11 protein-coding genes and 1 pseudogene are annotated in these 15,706 nt (G+C 72.2%); 2 read left to right on the forward strand and 10 right to left on the reverse strand.

Annotated elements, in window-relative coordinates:
* Window positions 1-576 precede the first annotated feature (576 nt).
* From ACFYO5_RS09960 to ACFYO5_RS09970, 3 genes and pseudogenes are all read right to left on the reverse strand, one after another.
* The gene (locus ACFYO5_RS09960) at window positions 577-1,140 is read right to left on the reverse strand and encodes a cysteine hydrolase family protein (RefSeq protein WP_388706377.1); all 564 of its coding nucleotides are present in this window, start codon (window positions 1,138-1,140) and stop codon (window positions 577-579) included.
* A 349-nt stretch (window positions 1,141-1,489) separates the two neighbouring features.
* Window positions 1,490-3,508: a non-reducing end alpha-L-arabinofuranosidase family hydrolase gene (locus ACFYO5_RS09965; RefSeq protein ID WP_388706379.1), complete on the reverse strand. Its 2,019-nt coding sequence runs from the start codon at window positions 3,506-3,508 to the stop codon at window positions 1,490-1,492.
* Window positions 3,509-3,583: 75 nt separating this feature from the next.
* Window positions 3,584-3,953: pseudogene (locus ACFYO5_RS09970) on the reverse strand (xylosidase); the annotation flags it as partial.
* 615 nt (window positions 3,954-4,568) lie between these two features.
* On the opposite strand from ACFYO5_RS09970, the gene ACFYO5_RS09975 reads away from it, so the two are divergent.
* On the forward strand, window positions 4,569-6,215 hold the full coding sequence (locus ACFYO5_RS09975; protein WP_388706382.1) for a glycoside hydrolase family 27 protein: 1,647 nt from the start codon (window positions 4,569-4,571) through the stop codon (window positions 6,213-6,215).
* Between the two features lie 1,096 nt (window positions 6,216-7,311).
* Window positions 7,312-8,031 carry a phosphatase PAP2 family protein gene (locus ACFYO5_RS09980; RefSeq protein ID WP_388706385.1) on the forward strand — a complete coding sequence of 240 codons (720 nt, stop codon included), beginning with the start codon at window positions 7,312-7,314 and terminating at the stop codon, window positions 8,029-8,031.
* A 7-nt stretch (window positions 8,032-8,038) separates the two neighbouring features.
* Here ACFYO5_RS09980 and ACFYO5_RS09985 read toward each other — a convergent pair whose 3' ends face one another.
* The 7 genes from ACFYO5_RS09985 to ACFYO5_RS10015 are packed head-to-tail and all read right to left on the reverse strand — an operon-like array spanning window position 8,039 to window position 15,705.
* Complete coding sequence (locus ACFYO5_RS09985) at window positions 8,039-9,379, reverse strand: glutamate-1-semialdehyde 2,1-aminomutase (protein WP_388706388.1); 1,341 nt, start codon at window positions 9,377-9,379, stop codon at window positions 8,039-8,041.
* A 7-nt stretch (window positions 9,380-9,386) separates the two neighbouring features.
* Window positions 9,387-9,938, reverse strand: a complete 552-nt coding sequence (gene rfbC, locus ACFYO5_RS09990; protein WP_356568432.1) for a dTDP-4-dehydrorhamnose 3,5-epimerase — start codon at window positions 9,936-9,938, stop codon at window positions 9,387-9,389.
* Complete coding sequence (locus ACFYO5_RS09995) at window positions 9,935-11,173, reverse strand: polysaccharide pyruvyl transferase family protein (protein WP_388706390.1); 1,239 nt, start codon at window positions 11,171-11,173, stop codon at window positions 9,935-9,937. Before ACFYO5_RS09995 ends, rfbC begins: the two co-directional genes overlap by 4 nt.
* Entirely contained in the window at window positions 11,170-12,117 is a 948-nt protein-coding gene (locus ACFYO5_RS10000) for a glycosyltransferase family 2 protein (RefSeq protein ID WP_388706394.1), read from the reverse strand. The genes ACFYO5_RS09995 and ACFYO5_RS10000 overlap by 4 nt, the downstream gene beginning before the upstream one ends.
* On the reverse strand, window positions 12,114-13,412 hold the full coding sequence (locus ACFYO5_RS10005; RefSeq protein ID WP_388706397.1) for a hypothetical protein: 1,299 nt from the start codon (window positions 13,410-13,412) through the stop codon (window positions 12,114-12,116). The genes ACFYO5_RS10000 and ACFYO5_RS10005 overlap by 4 nt, the downstream gene beginning before the upstream one ends.
* The gene (locus tag ACFYO5_RS10010) at window positions 13,409-14,692 is read right to left on the reverse strand and encodes a DUF4910 domain-containing protein (RefSeq protein ID WP_388706399.1); all 1,284 of its coding nucleotides are present in this window, start codon (window positions 14,690-14,692) and stop codon (window positions 13,409-13,411) included. Before ACFYO5_RS10010 ends, ACFYO5_RS10005 begins: the two co-directional genes overlap by 4 nt.
* On the reverse strand, window positions 14,680-15,705 hold the full coding sequence (locus ACFYO5_RS10015; RefSeq protein ID WP_388706402.1) for an NAD-dependent epimerase/dehydratase family protein: 1,026 nt from the start codon (window positions 15,703-15,705) through the stop codon (window positions 14,680-14,682). The genes ACFYO5_RS10010 and ACFYO5_RS10015 overlap by 13 nt, the downstream gene beginning before the upstream one ends.
* Window position 15,706: the final 1 nt, after the last annotated feature.

Below are 15,706 nucleotides of genomic sequence, written 5' to 3' on the forward strand. Positions count from 1 at the left end.
CTGCCACGAGGAGACGGACGCCGGACACCCGCCCGCCCACCACCCCGACATCCTGGCCACCCAACGGCGCGAACGCGCCCGCGTCCGCAGTGAGGGGCACTCGGTGGGGCGGTCGACCACTGGCCGTGGCTGCCTGAGGATCCCCGCCACGGCGGTCTACTCGGCCACCTCCTCAGGAGAACGATGGGTGATCTTCCTACCCGCTTCTGTCTCCACCAGGATCACCGCACCGATCCAGTCACCATCGCGTGAGCCGAGTCGTGGGCCGATTGCTCGCCGTGGTCGTGGCTGGGCCGCCCGACAGTTTCAGACGCTGTGCATGGAGGCCGAGCCGGATTCGTTTCTCCTACACCAGAACGCCGGCGAGGACCGGGTAGTCGGCGTCGACTGCCAGTTGCCGTGCCTGACGTGGTGATGGCGGTCAGGCCAACCGTGACCCGCGCAGGGCGAGACTCGCGTTGGTGGTGAGGACCGTGCCGGACCGGTGCAAGGCAATCCGGCACATCGGCTTCTCGGCAGAGCCCGTGCCAGTTCGGCCAGTGGCCCGGAGGCTATGGGCACGTCAGGAAGTCGCCGCTATTGGGGTGCGACGGCTTTGATCCAGTCATCGACGGTGAGCACGTCCGCCCACTGCGGGAACAGCTTGTCGATGAGCATGCGGTGGACCTCGGGGTCGGTGTCGAGGCAGGCATCGGCCAGGACCGTGAGGCCGAAGTCCAAGTCGATGGCGCGCCACAGGGTGGACAGCACCACGGCGCTGGTGGCGATGCCGGCGAGAACGAGCCTGTCGATGTCGCGGGCCCTGAGCACCAGGTCGAGGTCGCTGCCCGAGAACGCGCTCCCACGCCTCTTGGTGACCACGACGTCGCCGGGTCGGGGCGCGACGTCGGGATGGATCTCGGTGCCGGGAGCACCCTCGGCGAACAGGCCGGCGCGCACGGCGTTCGTCATCACCTTGTTGCGTGGACTGACTTCGGGATCGCCCGGCCGTAACCCGAGCACCACGTAGATCACGGGGATGCGGGCGGCGCGGGCACCGTCGATCGCCCTGCGCAAGCGCGGCAGATATCCGGAACCGTCGTCGGCGATGGCCACGACGTCCCGTTGGACGTCCATCACCAGGAGCGCGCTGTTCGTCATGCTCGCCGTCCCTTCTCCGTGGGGAAACAAGAGCGAGTCTGGTGGATCGACCGAGCCGCGGCGGTCGTTTCGCGGATCCCTGCCCGCTGCACGACACTCACCGGACCGTTGAACCACCGTGGTCGGGCCACGGAGGCACATCGCCGAGGTCCGGCCCGAGCCGGGCCGGACCTCGCCGTGTCCGCGACGTGCCGCTCAACTGTCGGAGAACGCCCCGCTTCGGCACGTGGACGCCGACGCGGAGCAGCGTTACGTCCCCCCGGCCACACCGTCACCGTGGTGGAGGTGATGCACGGGTCCTCGGTCGGCAGCGGGCGTGGGCCCCGCACGGGTGGCGGGGCCCACGTGGTCAGCAGGTCGAGTTGGTCTGGGTGAGGAGACCCAGCCGCCACGGCAGGTTGTTGTAGTCACCGCCGGCGTTGGGGTCCTTGCCCTGGTACAGGTACTGCAGCCGGCAGGCCGGGATCGTGAGCGTCTGGTCGTTGCCCGCGCGGATCATCTCGCCGTGACTGATGTCCCGGGTCCAGGTACCCGCGGGGAACGCCACGTTGTTCGACTTGGCGAATGGGTTGCCCTCGGACGCGGCCAGGGGCGACCACGAGCCGGCGAGGCTGCTCGCGGTCCACGAGCGGAAGTAGCGCCGGCCGTCCGAGGCGACGGCCTCGACGAGGAGCAGGTACTGGTTACTGCCCTGCACCTTGTAGACGTTGCTCGCCTCGAAGAGGGCGAACTTGGAGTCCTGCGCCGCGATGACGGTGTTGGTGAAGCCGTTCGGGAACTGACCGACGGTCGTCTGGGAGCGGTACAGGTGGCCGTTGTCGTCGGAGGAGAACAGGTAGCAGTTGGCGCTGTCGCAGATCACCCACATGTCGACCCAGAAGCCGTTGCCGATGTTCTGCCTGATGATGTCGGGCATGGACGAGTAGAAGTTGCGCGGGGCGCTCCACCCGTTGGGGTTGCTGATGTCGGGGTTGGTCGAGTACGAGGCGTTGCCGGTCTGGTAGACCAGGTACCACAGGCGCTGCGGCGCGTTGTAGAACACCTGCGGCGCGGCCCGGTACCCGGTACCGATGGCGGTGCGGTCCAGGTAGTGGTGCGTGGCCGACCCGGCCTGCGACCAGTCGCTGAAGCTCAGGTAGACCAGGTTGTACCCGGAGGAGCTGGCGGTGCTGGCGAACACGTGGTACTTGCCGTTGTGGTAGACGACCGACGGGTCCTTGATGCCGGCGATCCTGTGGGTCGAGTCCGGTTTGGGGGAGATCAGCGGTCCGCTCGAGTTCCAGCGGTACGAGGTGGGGAGCGCGGCGGCGGACCGAGTCGCGGGGGTGTTCGTCGGCTGTGCCGCGGCGGTGCCGCCCATCGTGGTGAGCGCCGACCGGTAGGCGGGCTTCTTGTTGCCGCTGCGGTCGAACAGCAGCGGGTTCTCCCCGCTGCGCCAGGAGTCGCTGTCGCGGATGCCCCAGACGGTGATGCCGTTGCAGCGTGCCACGTTCAGGCAGGCCCTCACCGTGTTGGCGTACGCGTTCGACGGCGCCTGGGCGATGTCCAGCTCGGTGATCTGGACGTCCACGCCGAGGGCGGCGAAGTTCGACAGCGTGGTCTGCAGGTTCGACGGCGGGCCGCCGGTGCCGAAGTGGGACTGGAAGCCGACGCAGTCGATGGGCACGCCGCGCGCCTTGAAGTCGCGGACCATGCGGTAGACGCCCTGGGTCTTGGCGGCGTTCCAGTCCTCGATGCTGTAGTCGTTGTAGCAGAGCTTGGCCGCCGGGTCGGCCGACCGTGCCGTGCGGAAGGCCTGCTCGATGAAGCCGGTGCCCAGGACGTCCCGGAAGACGGAGCTGCGCAGCTGGCCGCTGCCACCGTCGGCGAAGGCCTCGTTGACCACGTCCCAGGAGTGGATCCGGCCCTTGTAGCGGTTGGCCACCGTCGTGATGTGGTTGTTCATCACGCCGCGCAGCGTGTTCGCGTCCCTGATGGCGCTGACCCAGCCCGGGAGTTGGGAGTGCCACACCAGGGTGTGGCCCCGCACGCGCTGGCCGCGGGCCGTCGCGCGGTTGACGATCTGGTCGGCGGCGCCGAAGGTGAACGAGCCGCGGGAGCGCTCGGTGGCGTCCCACTTCATCTCGTTCTCGGGGGTGACCGAGTTGAACTCGCGGTCCAGGATCGAGGTGTACGTGCCGTCGCCGAGCCTTCCGGCGGCCACCGCGGTCCCGAAGTACCGCCCGGACTGGGCGGCTTGGGCGCCGAGAGTGGAGGCCCGGACGCCGTCGGGCGCGGCGCTCGCGGCCTCCGGCGTCACCAGGGCGGCGACGGCCAGCAGGGCCAGCACCGAGGCTCGGCGACGGCCGAGCCGTTTCAGCGGGTTCATGGTCTCTCCTCGTACGGTTGCGGGGGGTTGGGTGGTGCGGTCGGTGGGACGGGATCAGGGCGTCGACAGCTCGAATCACGGGACATGGACCGAGCCGCCGAGCGCCTGCGTGGCGTGGTGGAAGAGGGCGAACCGGTAGCCCAAGAAGGAGCGCCGGTCGTTCGCCCAGGGAGAAGGGGCCGAGGCGGGTGAAGTTGAAGCCGTCGGTGCTCTAGAAACAGGTGTCGGGGCGGATGCCCGCGCTCGTGCGCAGCCGGACGCGGCCGCCGGGGACGATGGCGCTCGCGACTTCCGTGCCGGTACCGGTGGTGTTCCGGTTGCCGTCCATGGTCAGCCCGTCGGCCAGGGCCAGCCGTGTCGCGCCGCTGTCGCGTCCGGCGCCGGTCCAGGCGAAGGAGTCACGCAGCAGCCGGAGTCCGGCCCGGTCGCCGTTCCGCATGGTCGACGTACGCCGGGGCGGTCGCGAGGGGCGACTCCCGGGCGGGAGCGGCCGCAGCGGCTCGGGAGGCACCGGTCAGGGAGAGGAAGACGCCGGTGACCAGACCGGTGCCGACGGCCGGCGTCCGGCGCGGGGCGGCGCCTCAGGGGGTGATGAGAGCATGACATTTTCAATGTCGTTCCCTCTTGGGGATGATTGCGTTTCGATAGGGGGTCCCGCGATGCGCGATGGTTCGGCACTTCGAACGACGATCGGTTGGGTGGGCATCCCGAGTGTTAGGTGGTCGAAAGCTCCCGTCAATACGTCTCGCATGATTCGTCTTTGAGCCCGAAATGTTTCGCTTTTCGAAGCGACACCGCAGGGAGCGTCAAGCGGAATTCGCATGGTCGAGACGGTTGACAAGTGCGGCAACCTCCCTAGTATCCGTGACGGCAGCGATCGAAAACGGACCGAAATTTCGAACGCGAAAGAATGTCATGCACTTGGCATGTGTAGGCGGGGGGCCATCCAGTCATCCCCTGTCTCGCGTGGCCGCCGACAACCACCTCACCCGCCTGCCAAGCCCTCTCGCCGGCGCCGTAGGGGTCCCGCCCCCGGTGCCCGCCCCGAAAGGAGCCCACGGTGCCCAGACGATCGGGCAGACGACTGCTTCGTCTTTTCGCGGCCGCCGCACTGACGGTCACCGCGTCCTTCACGGCCGCAGTCCACTCCACCGCCACCGCGGCGCCCGGCAGCCCGGCGCTCACCCCGCCGTTGGGCTGGAACAGCTGGAACAGCTTCGGGTGCGGGGTCACCGAGGCGCAGGTCCGTCAGGCGGCCGACGCGATGGTCTCCTCGGGCATGCGGGAGGTCGGCTACCGGTACGTGGTGGTGGACGACTGCTGGTTCGACCCACAGCGCGACGCGGCGGGCACCCTACGGGCCAACCCGACCAAGTTCCCCGGCGGGATGAAGGCGCTCGGCGACTACATCCACAGCAAGGGCCTGAAGTTCGGCATCTACCAGGTGCCGGGCGAACGCACCTGCGCGCAGACCAGCGGCGCCTATCCCGGATCGACGGGCAGCAGAGGGCACGAGACCCAGGACGCCGCCACCTTCGCCTCGTGGGGCGTCGACTACCTCAAGTACGACTGGTGCTCCTCCAGCGGCACCCGTGACGAGCAGGTCGCGCGCTTCACGGTCATGCGCGACGCCCTGCGCGCCACCGGGCGGCCGATCGTCTACAGCATCAACCCCAACAGCTTCCACGCCATCACCGGCGCCACGTACAACTGGGGCCAGGTCGCGGACCTGTGGCGGACGACCGAGGACCTGCTGGACGTCTGGCAGAACGGCAACACCAACAGCTACCCGATGGGCGTCGGCAACGTCCTGGACGTCACCGCGCCGCTGGCCGCGCAGTCGGGGCCCGGACACTGGAACGACCCCGACATGCTGGTCGTCGGCCGCCCCGGCCTGTCAGTGACCGAGTCCCGCTCCCACTTCGCCCTCTGGGCGCTGCTGAGCGCACCGCTCATGGCCGGCAACGACATCCGCACCATGTCCGCGGACGTGAGCGCGGTCCTGCGCAACCCCCGTCTGCTGGCCGTCGACCAGGACCCGCTGGGCGCGGGCGGCCGCAGGGTGCGCGACGACGGCGCCACCGAGGTGTTCGCCAAGCCGCTGTCGGACGGCTCGGTGGCGGTGGGCCTGTTCAACCGGGGAGGCGGCACGGCGACGGTCACGACCACCGCCGCGCAAGTCGGCCTGTCCGGTGGGCCGTTCACCCTCACCGACCTGTGGACCGGCGGTACGGCGAGCACGTCCGGGCAGATCTCGGCGAGTGTTCCGGCGCACGGCGTGGCCGTGTACCGGGTGAGTGGGGGCAGCCCGCTCGCCGCCACCACCTCACGGCTGCGCGGCAACGCGTCGGGCCGCTGCCTCGACGTGGACAACGCCTCCACCGCGGCCGGGGCCACGGCACTGATCTGGGACTGCCACACGGCCGCCAACCAGCTGTGGACCACGTGGGCCGGCGGTGAGATCCGCGTCTTCGGCGACAAGTGCCTGGACGCCTACGACCGGGGCACCGCCAACGGCACCCGGGTCATCACCTGGACCTGCAACGGCCAGGACAACCAGAAGTGGACCGTCGGCTCCGATGGATCGATACGCAACGCCCACGCGGGGCTGTGCCTCGACGTCAACGGGGCCGGCACCACCAACGGAACCCCGCTCGTCCTGTGGAGCTGCAACGGCCAGGCCGCCCAGAAGTGGACCCGCGCGTGAAGCACGTAGCGCCCGGCCGGCGGCTCAGCCGTCAGCCGTCAGCCGGCGCCTGGCGGTTCACCGGCGGCAACGGCTGCCTGCTCGACCGGAACCGGTGGCAGTTCACAACGGGTACCACCGTGACCGCGGAAGGGTGATGCGGCCCCCTGCCCACAACGCCGCGGTCCGTGGTGACTTCGGTGGAGGCGCCGCCCCGCCGGTGGAGCCCGAGGAGCGGCCGGTAGGCGCGGACGCCGGGTGGCGCGATCGCTCCTCGTAGTGCGGCGCCACCCGGCGTCCGCGAGGCACGATCGCCCCTCGTGGTGCGGCGCCACCCGGCCGCCGAGACCGTGGACCGGCGGTGTGGCGCTGCGGCAGCGGGACGGACGCGTCCGGTCAGGACGACGCGAACCTCTGGATCCCCGCCGGCACCGGCCAACGCACGCGGGGACAGCGCCGACTCGACGGCCCCTCAGCTGGATCAGGCCGGGGGAGAGGCGCGAGGCTTCTACGATGAACCGGTGACCGAGACGCTGCCCCCGGCGGGCATTGACCTCTCCGACATCGAACGGCTCCGGCTCGTCGAGGCCGAGGGCCCGCCACCGTCACCCGTGGACGGGACGGCACGAGACCGCGTACGGGACGACGAGACACCCCGGGCTGACCCGGTTCTCCTCGGCGGTCCCGCGGTGGCCTGCGGAGGACTGGAGCGGACGGACCCGCGGGCCGTGCGTCTCCCCGGTGTGCGGCTCGCTGCCCGGCGCGACCCTACGCGCCGCGTTTCCGGCGCCACGGCGCTTCCCCCGTGGTCCGTGAACCTCGCCCGGTGGACCGATGACCGTCGCGCGCCGGCGGCCAGGAAGCCGCTCTCCACGGCTGCCCCGAGTCCTCGGTCGCTGCCGGGCGGACCTGTGCGGCCGCCCGCGGACAGCGACGTGCCGGACGAGTCGGCACTGGCCGGCCGGGCGGGGCGGGAGCCGGTCGAGGAGTCGTGGACCGGCGTCAGGACGCGGAAGGCCATCCACCGGTCACAGCAGGACACACAGCAGGACACACGGCAGGACACACGGCAGGACACACGGCAGAACACCGCGGGCCGACCGGACGCGGTGGGCGCGTGACCGGCCGGTCGGCGCCCGCGGTGCTGCCGCCGTCGCTGCGCCTGTGGCTCGGGGCCACCGCGGCCCTGGCCGCACTGGTGGTCGTCGTACTCGGGGTCCTGTACGCCGACGCGAGCACGCCGGGCACGGTGGACGCGCGGATCTTCGCGGCGGTGTACGGAGTGGGGCCGCGATGGCGGCACCTCGCTCTGGCCACGGACTTCCTGGGGGAGCCCGTGGGAGCGGCGGCGCTGGTCGTGGCCGCCGTGACCGGCTGCCTGCTGCTTCGGCGTCCTCGCGCGGCGGTGCTCGTCGTCGCCGGCGCCGGCGCCACCGTGGGGACGACGACACTGCTCAAATTCCTGGTGGGACGCACGATCTACGACGGGAACCTGTCCTACCCGAGCGGGCACACCGCCTTCCTCAGCGCGCTCGCCCTCGTGATGGCGCTCCTCGTGACCGGCCGGCTCGACCTCGGCAGGGCGGCCGGCACGTCACTCGTCCTCGTCGCGGCGCTGGCCGCCGGCGCCGCCATGGGGTGGGCGCAGGTCGCCCTGGGCGCGCACTACCCGACCGACGTCCTCGGCGGCTGGTGCACCGCGCTGGCGGTGACACCGGCGACCGCGTGGCTGGTCGACCGGCTGGCCGACCGACTGGTCAGCCAACCGGTGGTCGATTCAACGGCCGACCGTCCGACCGATCCAACGGCAGGCGCGGGCCGGCCGGAACCGCGCTGACGTCACGTCACGCCAGGCGCCGGAACACGGGCTTCACCGGCCGCCCGGCCATCCAGGGGGTGGGGTCGGCGGCGTCCAAGGCCTTCCGGTACACCGCACACGCCTGGGCCACCACGTCGACGGTGTGATCGATGTCGGCGTCGTCCAGCGCGCTGCTCACCACGAACGACGGGGCCAGCACCCCGCCCGCGAGAAGTCGGCGCAGGAACAGGGTGCGGTACTCCTGCGACGGCCGTCCGTTCTCGTCGAGGGTGGCGAAGACGAGGTTGCTGGCCCGGCCGCGGACGACGACGTGGTCGCCCACGCCCATGGCGGCCGCGGCGTCGCGGACACCGGCGGCCAGCCGCTCACCGAGGGTGTGCAGCCGCGCGGTGACGCCCTCTTCGACGTAGGTGGCCTGCACGGCCATCGCCGCCGCCAGGGAGTGCGTCTCCGCCCCGTGCGTGGTGGACAGCAGGAACACCCGTTCGCCGGAGTGACGCAGCCCGCCCCGCTCCATCAGATCGCGGCGCCCGGCCAGCGCGGAGACGGCGAGCCCGTTGCCCAGCGCCTTGCCGAAGGTGGAGAGGTCGGGGACGACGCCGTACAGGCCCTGGGCGCCCGCCTCGGACCAGCGGAAACCGGTGATCATCTCATCGAAGACGAGGACGCAGCCGTGCCGGTCGGCCAGCGCGCGCAGGCCGGCGAGGTAGCCGGGCGGCGGCTCGGTGTGGCCGGCGGGTTCCAGGATCAGGCAGGCGACCTCGTCCCGGTACCGGGTGAGCAGCTCCTCCGTGGCGGCCAGGTCGCCGTAGGGGAACGACACGGTGAGTTCGGTCGTCGCCGCCGGAATGCCGGCGGACATCGGCGTGGTGCCGATGAACCAGTCGTCGACGGAGAAGAACGGGTGGTCGCCGCAGACGGCCACGCGCGGGCGGCCGGTGGCGGCGCGGGCGAGGCGCACCGCGGCGGTGGTGGCGTCGGAGCCGTTCTTCGCGAACTTCACCATGTCGGCGGTCGGCACCGTGGCCAGGAAGCGTTCCGCGGCCTCGACCTCGACGATGGACGGCCGCACGAAGTTGCTGCCGCGGTCGAGTTCCCGTCGCACCGCCTCGACCACGCGCGGGTGGGCGTGGCCGAGGCTGACCGACCGCAGGCCGGAGCCGTACTCGATGTAGCGGTTGCCGTCGACGTCCCACACATGGGCACCGCGGCCGTGGCTGATGACCGGAGCCAGGTTCTCGGGGTACTGGTCGTCGCCCTTGGCGTAGGTGTGCGCGCCCCCGGGGATCATGGCGTGCAGCCGCTCGTTCGCCGTCCGTGACCTCGGCAACCGGAACTCTTCGCTGTCTGTGTCTTCGGTGGTCACGCCGGCCTCAACTCTCCTTCGGCTTCAGGACCTCGGCGAGGCTCGGCGCCTCCCGGTCCCGCTGGGACATCGACGCGACCGGCAGCGGCCAGGGAATGGCGAGTTCCGGGTCGTCGAAGGCGATCGTCACGTCCTCGGCCGGATCGTGCGGGCGGTCGATCCGGTAGGAGGTGTCGGCGGTCGCGGTCAGCGCCTGGAAGCCGTGCGCGCACCCCGCCGGGATGTACAGCGTCGCCTGCGTCTCGTCGGACAGCTCGAAGAACGCCCGGTTGCGGTAGGTCGGCGAGTCCGTCCGCAGGTCCACGACGACGTCGAAGATCCTCCCGTACGAACACCGCACCAGCTTGGCCTCGCCGGCGCCGGAGCGCAGGTGCAGGCCGCGCAGCACGCCCCGGACCGAGCGGGACAGGCTGTCCTGGACGAAGGCGTGCGGGTCGAGACCCACCGAGCGGACCACGTCGGCGTCGAAGGTGCGGCTGAAGAAGCCGCGCTCGTCGGCGTACGGCGTCGGCTCGAACAGGTACGCGCCGTCGATCTCCGGGACCTCGGTCGCTTTCATGGAGCCTCCTGCCGGGCGCGGGACCGCGCGTGGTCGGTCGACGGGAACAGGGCCGCTGTCAGGGCGGTGAACTGGTCCTCGAGCTGCCGCGCGGCGACCAGGTTCCGCTCGGCCAGGGTCCGCCGCAGTTCCGCCGAGTTCCGCTCCAGCGCCCGGAACTGTTCCAGCAGCCGGTCGGCGTCGACCTCGCGAGCCGGGTGGCGGTACGCGTCCAGCCCCATGCGAGCCATCAGCGCGTCACTCTTGGCCGCATAGCTGAGTGCGAGCGTCGGCGTCGCGACCTTCAGCGCGCAGACCAGGTTGTGGTAGCGGGTTGCCACGACGGCGTCGGCAGCGGCCATCTCCTTCATCAGGCCGGCCAGCGAGGCCGCCTCGGCAGCGGTGACCAGCGGCGAGTCCACCGCGTCGAGGATCGCGGCGACCACCGGCGCGTCGCAGTCGTCGCCGGTGAGCAGCCGGACCGGTCGGCCGTCCTCGACCAGCGCGCGGACGAAACGGATCGTCCCGTCGAGGTAGCGCCGGTGGATCTCCTCGGCCCGCGAGCGGTCGTCGTTGCCGCCGTGGAAGGCCATGACGCCGACGCAGACCCGCCCCGGTGGGCCCGAGGGCGCCCTCGGGGGCGGCGCCGGCAGGGCGAACGCGAGGTCGGGGTAGACCTCGTCGCGCGCGGTGTCCACGCCCATCGCCCGCATGGCGTCGCGCGACAGGGTGTCCCGGTACGACCGGTAGGCGGCAAGTCGCGCCGACCGGCGCACCAGGGCCCGGGTCGGCCGGTCGGCGATCGCGTCCGCGCCGACGCCGACCAGCGCGACCCGGGTGCCGAACAGCCGGCCGCTCGCGCACAGCAGGAACAGCGCGTACGGGAAGCCCCACGGCCGCAACGGCAGCGTGGCCTCCAGGACGCCCATGCCCGGCACGATCACCACGTCGTGCCGGCGCACCCAGGCGGCGGTGCGTACCGCGTCGACGAGTTTGCCCAGCCCTTTGGCCGCGATCGCGCCCGCACGCGACGCGGTCCGGTACTCCCCGCGGTACCAGTGCAGCCGTGTCGCGGGGATCCCGTACCGGGCCGTGACGGCCTCGGGTCCGCCGCACAGCGCGTCCACGACCGCCTCCGGGTGCTGGGCGCGGAGGTATCCGAGCACGGCCTCGAGCGACCCGTCGTTGCCGAGGTTGCCGGAGCCGAGCAGGCCGAACACCCCGACGCGCACCGCAGACTCGTCCGCGGACGTCACGCCTGCCTGCCTTCCCGGCCGGCGACGAGGGCGTCCACGGAGACGGTGAGCCCGCGCGGGTCGACCGGGGCGCGGTCCTCGACCCGCTCGCCCGCTCCCGGCCGGACCCGGCTGGTCATCCACGCGCCCAGGTGGCGGTAGCACGCACGCCGGTCGGCCGGGGACAGCGGCGCCCGCCGGATCGCCGTCACGAAGCCCCAGACGTACTCGGCGAGCAGCCGGGGCGTCGGGTGCAGCGGGCCCGCCCGGCGCGGGTCCAGGTTGACGCAGCGGGAGCGCTTGCCCGGGTTCGCCCGCTCGGCGCGGGTGGGATGGTCGCGGCGGAAGTACAGCAGCTCCGGCACCTGGTGGAAGGGCCCGTGCAGGGTGATCTCGGCGACGAACGTGCGGTCCGCGTGGTGGTAGCTGTCGTGCGGCTTCACCCGGCGCAGCACGTCGGCCCGCATCACCCCGTAGAAGTCGTCGCCGCCGGGCTCGAACAGCAGACTGCGGAAGCGTTCCGGCGCGTGCGGCGAGTCGGTGGCGAGCCCGTACTCGTACGGGACCTTCACCTGGCCGTCGCCGTCGATGACCGCCTGGCCGCTGTGCGCGAGGATCACGTCCGGCCGCTCGTCCAGCGCCTGGACGCAGCGCCGCAGCAGGTCACGGGCGTACAGGTCGTCGTGCGAGGCCCACTTGAACAGCTCGCCGCGGCACTCGGTGAAGACGTGGTTGTGGTTCGGCGCGGCGCCGATGTTCCGGGTCAGCCGCAGATACCGGATGCGCGAGTCCCGCGCGGCGTACCGGCGGCAGATGTCCTGGGTCCCGTCGGTCGAGGCGTTGTCGGAGACGACCAGCTCGAAGTCCTCGTAGGTCTGGCCGAGCAGGGCGTCGAGGGACTCGGCGAGGTACTCCTCGCCGTTGTACACGGGCAGGCCGATGCTCAGCCTGGGTTGCGCGGTCATGAGGTCCTCACTTCGGGGATGGGGTTGCGGTGGCGCTCGCGCAGGGCGGACCGCAGGTGCAGCCACCACACGGCCGAGCTGCAGACGGTGGCGGCGGCGACGCCCCAGGCCGAGCCGACCGTGCCGGCCGCGGCCGCCCCGCCGAGCCCGCCGCCGACGTAGCAGGCGGAGGCGAACAACTGGCTGCGCAGGCTGCGCCGGGCCGCGCCGAGTGCGCGCAGTCCGGCCGCCGCGCCGGTGCCGAGTCCGGCGCCCGCGACGCCGAGCGTGGCCGGCACGACGAGTTCCGAGGCGGAGCCCCAGACGCCGCCGAGCACCAACTCGCCGAGCCGGTCCGGGACCAGCAGCAGCGCCGCGCCCCAGAGCAGCGCGGCGACGGCCTGCCCGGCGCCGAGCAGGAGGCAGAACCGGGCCAGCCGGTGCGGGGCCCGCCGCACCACCCGGGCCGCCTCCGCGACGGTGACCAGGGAAAGGCCCATCAGCACGGCGAGGAACGGGCCGAGCAGCAGCTCGGCGCCCCGGACCGCGCCCACCGCGCCGACCCCGACGATCACGCCGAGCCCGTACGCCCGCAGCTGACTCGCGCCGCTGACGCCGACGTTCTCGACCAGGTACCGGTAGCTGAGGTCGCGCTGCTCGCGCAGCCACCCGCGCGCCTCGGTCATCCGGGGCCGGATGCCGCACTGGCGGCAGCCGTACACCGCGGCCACCGCGGCGGACCCGCCCCAGGCGAGGACGAAAGCGGCCACACTGCCGACGCGGGCCGCCACCACCATGGCCGGGACGAGCGCGACGCCCCACACCAGGTCGTTGACGAACGCCTTCCGCCCGGCGCCGGCCGCGAAGAACGAGTAGCGCCAGGCGTCCTGGAGCAGCAGCCCCGGCAGCATGACGCCGAGGCAGGCGAACGCGTGCCCCACGCCGCCGCCGAGAGCCAGGCCCACCACCAGACAGGCCGCGCCGATGGCCGCGCCGACGCCGAGCGCGGTACCCGACGACCGGGCCACCGCGCCGCGCCAGGACGCCTCCGGCACGCCGCTGAAACGCACCACGAGCGGATCGGTGGCCAGTCCGCGGGAGACGCTGAGCACCACGCCGTAGGTCACCCAGGCCAGGCCGAACACGCCGAACGCGGTCACGCCCAGCGAGCGGGCCACGTAGATCCCCACCGCGAAGTTGGTCATGCTGGAGGCGGCCTGGTCGGCCAGGCCCCAGGACAGCCGGCCGACGACGGCCCGCCGGGTGGACCCCGCCGGTGCCGCCGTCCCCGCCCCCTCGGTGGTCATCGGCGTCATGCCTTGATCAGCCCGGCGCCGTGCAGGGCGTCGGCCGCGGTGGCGACGGCGCTGAACGGCAGCCCGGACCGCTCGGCGACGTCCAGCAGATCGTGCTCCCCGTCGGAGAGGCTGAGCACCCAGAGCATGGCCAGCTGCGCCTGCTGGGTGTCGCTGCGGCCGCCCAGCGCGTCGTACAACCCCCGCCGGCCCAACTGCGGCTCGCCGTAGGGACTGAGGTTGACGTACCGCCGGTTGCGGTCGAGGACGGCGAACGCCTCGCGGCAGACGGAGAGGGTGTCGGCCATCGCCTCCGGGGAGACGAGGGCCAGGTCGTCCGCCGAGGTGTGGTACTCCGGATAACCGGCGTACGGGGTCCGGCTGAGCGAGCCCACCCCGAGGTCGAACCCGGGGGAGCAGTACTGCCGCTCGTCGTAGCCGTAGGGAGTGAACTCGGTGATGTGGTGCGGTCGTTGGGAGGCGGTGAGCACGTGCCGCAGCACCCGGTCGATCTCCGCGTCGCCGCGTCTGCTCTGCTTGTACGTCAGCCGGCCCGGATCACCGGCGCAGGCCAGCACCAGGCCGTGCTTGACCCGGTCGATCCGCTCCCTGTTGCGGGCCAGCCAGGTGATCGCCCCGATGGTGCCGGGCGCGAAGACGAACCGGTAGGTGTAGTAGGGCGTCCGCTCCGCCAGCGCCCGCGCCAGGTACGTCGCCACGGCTATGCCGGCCAGGTTGTCGTTGGCCAGCGACGGGTGGCAGACGTGGCTGGAGACGATCACCTCGTCGGGGACCTGGCCGGGGACCACGTGCTCGGCGTAGGTGAGGTGGCCGTCGGCGAGTGTGGAGTCGACGCGCACCTCGTACTCGCCGTCCGGCATCGCGTCCAAGACCTCCTGGGCCAGGCAGAACCCCCAGCGCGGCTCGTAGTAGCTGGTGCGGTACGGCACCCAGGCCGGGTGCTCCGGCAGGGTGTGCAGGTGCGGGCGCAGCTCGGACAGCGGCATGGTCGCCGACACCGGCACGCTGTAGCCGAGGACGTGCAGGCTGGACGCGGCGAAGTCGACGACCCGGCGGCCGGCGGAGTCGGCGATGTACGCGTCCCGGATGTTCCACTCCTGCGGCACCGTCCAGTCGAGCACCTGAGTCCCGGTCGGCACCTCGTGCACCCGCAGCGGGACGTACTCGCCGACGATGTCCAGGGTGGCGCGCACACCGTCGCCGGTGATGCTCCGGCACAACGGGTACAGCCGCTCCACCAGCGCGTACATCTCCTCGCCGGCCGTGGTCACCGGCGCCACCGCAGGGTGTCGTCGACGCTGCCGGCGTCGGACGCCGCGCGCAGCACGGCCAGCCGGGTGAAGCGTCGCTCGAAGGCCTCCCGGGTCAGCCCGTGGTCCCGGTAGGCGTCGGCGAGTTCGAGCGCCCCCCGCTTCACCGTCCACTCGCAGTCGAAGCCGGGCACCGCGGCGCGGAACCGGGAGAAGTCCACCCGGTACGACCGCGGATCGGCGCCGTTCTCCCCGGTGATCACCACCTTCGAGCCGGCCACCGCCTCGGCGACCTGCCCGGCGATCTCGGCGACCGTGACGTTGTTGATCTCGCTGCCGATGTTGAAGGCGCGGTCGTGCACCGCTTCCCGCGGGGCGGTGAGCGCGGCCGTGAAGGCCCGTGCGATGTCGGCGGCGTGCACCAGCGGGCGCCAGGGGGTGCCGTCGGAGAGCACGAGCACCTCGCCGGACAGGAGCGCGTGGCCCACCAGGTTGTTCAGCACGATGTCGGCGCGCAGCCGGGGCGAGAAGCCGAAGGCGGTGGCGTTGCGCAGGAACACCGGGCTGAAGTCGCCGTCGGCCAGCGCGTGCAGGTTGTCCTCCACCCGCACCTTCGACTCCGCGTACGGCGTCACCGGGCGCAGCGGGGCGTCCTCGGCCACCAGGTCGTCACCGCCGGCGGCGCCGTACACCGAGCAGGTCGACGCGTACAGGAAGCGCCGCACCCCGGCGTCGCGGGCCAGCCGGGCCAGCCGTACGGACGCGTGGTGGTTGATGTCGTAGGTGAGCTGCGGTGCCAGCGATCCGAGCGGGTCGTTGGACAGCGCGGCCAGGTGGATCACGGCGTCCACCCCGGCCACGTGTTCGGCCGTGACGTCGCGCAGGTCCACCCGCGACCCCGGCGGGTCCTCGGGCGGCGGCCCCAACACGCAGTCGGCGAACAGGCCGGCGTCGAGTCCGACGACCTCGTGCCCGGCGGCGGCGAGCACCGGAGCCATCACGGTGCCCAGGTAGCCCTGGTGTCCGGTCAGCAGTACGCGCACG

The sequence above is a fragment of the Streptomyces sp. NPDC006259 genome (assembly GCF_042870975.1).
GTDB lineage: Bacteria > Actinomycetota > Actinomycetes > Streptomycetales > Streptomycetaceae > Streptomyces.